Genomic DNA, 1,818 nt, shown 5'->3' with positions numbered 1-1,818 from the left:
AAAAAAAGAGGCTGTCTCAAAATGAATTGAGATGGCCTCTGTCGTTTCATATCAGACTGAAGTCGTTTGGATTTTTCTCAAAAAAAGGAATTTACAAGTTTCTTTCTACAGATTTCATCGCTTTAAACGGTTTTTTCTTGGTCAGAAGCCTCCTAAGAGGCTACTTTTGCAAGATTATGCGCTATGGCCAGCAGGCCAAATTCAATTTCCACCTTCTTCAGTCCACGGAGATGGAACCTCTTGAAGTGCTTGTTGTTCTTGAGGTTTCCAAATACGGCTTCCACATCCTGCGGCCGCTGGCTCCGGTATTTAAGACCTTCCGCAGAAAGGAGTTTCTCACGTTCCCTTTCCTTGATTTTCCTCAGCCTGTGGTTTACCTGCACAATCCTTTCCGACCGGCTTCTGTGACACCGGCATCTTAACGGGCAGCCCTTGCAGTTCCGGGCCCTGTACCTTGAGATGGTCTGTACAAAACCGTTGTCCGTCGTCCGCTTTACATCGGAGAGTCTTTTCATCCTCTGTCCCATCGGACAGTACATCCCGTCGGTTTCTTCATTATAGTAAAAGTTGGCAGACAGGAACGGGTCATTCCTGAAGCTCCTTTTCTGTTCCTTGTGGAAATAGCTGTACTTTATGAAGGTTTCAATGCCATGCCTGAAGGCGTACAGGTAGTTCTCCTCGCTTCCGTATCCGGCGTCACAGACGGACACGTCAGGATATCTGCCGTACAGGGAATGGAAGTCTTCCATGTGCAGGGGATAGGTGGAGGTGTCACCGGCACACTGGTGGAGGGTATAGTTCAGGATGAACTGTCTGTTGGTACTGACCTGCGGGTTGTATCCGGGCTTGAGCTGCCCGTTCCTCATGTGGTCCTCCTTCATCCGCATGAACGTGGCGTCGGGGTCTGTCTTGGAGTAGCTGTTGCGCCCATCGAGAATCTTTCCCTGGGATTCATATTTCTTCAGCTGTTCGGGCCATGCCTTCCTCACGCGCCGAACCTTGGCCTTCACTTTCCGGTCCGCATCCGTTCCCTCCAAGGCTTCATGTATCTGCTCCAGCGCCCTTTCCACCTTCTCGGGGGTGATGTCCTGGTAAGTGACGGGAGCGGAGTCGCGCAACTCCTGCTTGGTGACGGACTCGGCGTACCGCCATATTTCCTCAAGCTGTTCCGCGATTCTGGAGATGCGGGTGTGGATGGACTTGCCCCAGACGAACGTATAACGGTTGGCGTTTGCTTCCATCTTCGTCCCGTCGGTGCAGGCCACGTCCAGACTTACAAAGCCCTCCGCCACGAGGAACTTCACGATGGTGGCGAAGACGGTCTTGAGCACATCCTTCAGCCGACTGCTGCGGAAACGGTTGATGGTGTTGTGGTCAGGAGTCACATTGCCGGTCAGCCACATGAAGCGGATGTCATTGCGGCAAAACTCTTCGATGCGGCGGCTGGAATAGATGTTGCGCAGATAGGCATATACCAGAATCTGCAGCATCATGCGGGGATGGTAGGCCGGACAGCCTTTGACGGAGTACTTGCGGTAAAGTTCTTCCAGGCTGATCTGTTCAATGATACGGTGAACAACCCGGACCGGGTCGTTCTGGGGAATAAAATCGCCTAAACACGGAGGTAAAAGCAGATTATCGTTGGAGGTATAGTTTTTAAACATTATCTTTGGGATATATTGCTTGATTCCCTAAGATACAAAAAATTAGGGAGACGGGCAAGTCCTGACTGAGCGAAGTTGGGGCTTGCCCGATTTTTTTTGCAGACACAAAAAAGGCCATCTCAAATTATATTTCAATTTGAGACAGCCTCTTTTT

At 50.6% G+C, this 1,818-nt stretch carries 1 protein-coding gene; it reads right to left on the bottom strand.

The window, feature by feature from the left end; translation table 11 throughout:
• Positions 1-152: 152 nt before the first annotated feature.
• Positions 153-1,664, bottom strand: coding sequence for an IS1182 family transposase (locus tag BQ7480_RS17455; protein WP_083581734.1), 1,512 nt, complete (start codon positions 1,662-1,664; stop codon positions 153-155).
• Between the last annotated feature and the right edge of the window lie 154 nt (positions 1,665-1,818).

It is taken from the genome of Bacteroides mediterraneensis (assembly GCF_900128455.1).
GTDB lineage: Bacteria > Bacteroidota > Bacteroidia > Bacteroidales > Bacteroidaceae > Phocaeicola > Phocaeicola mediterraneensis.
The sequence above is the reverse complement of the archived record's forward strand: the minus strand, read 5'-3'. Positions and strand labels throughout refer to the sequence as shown.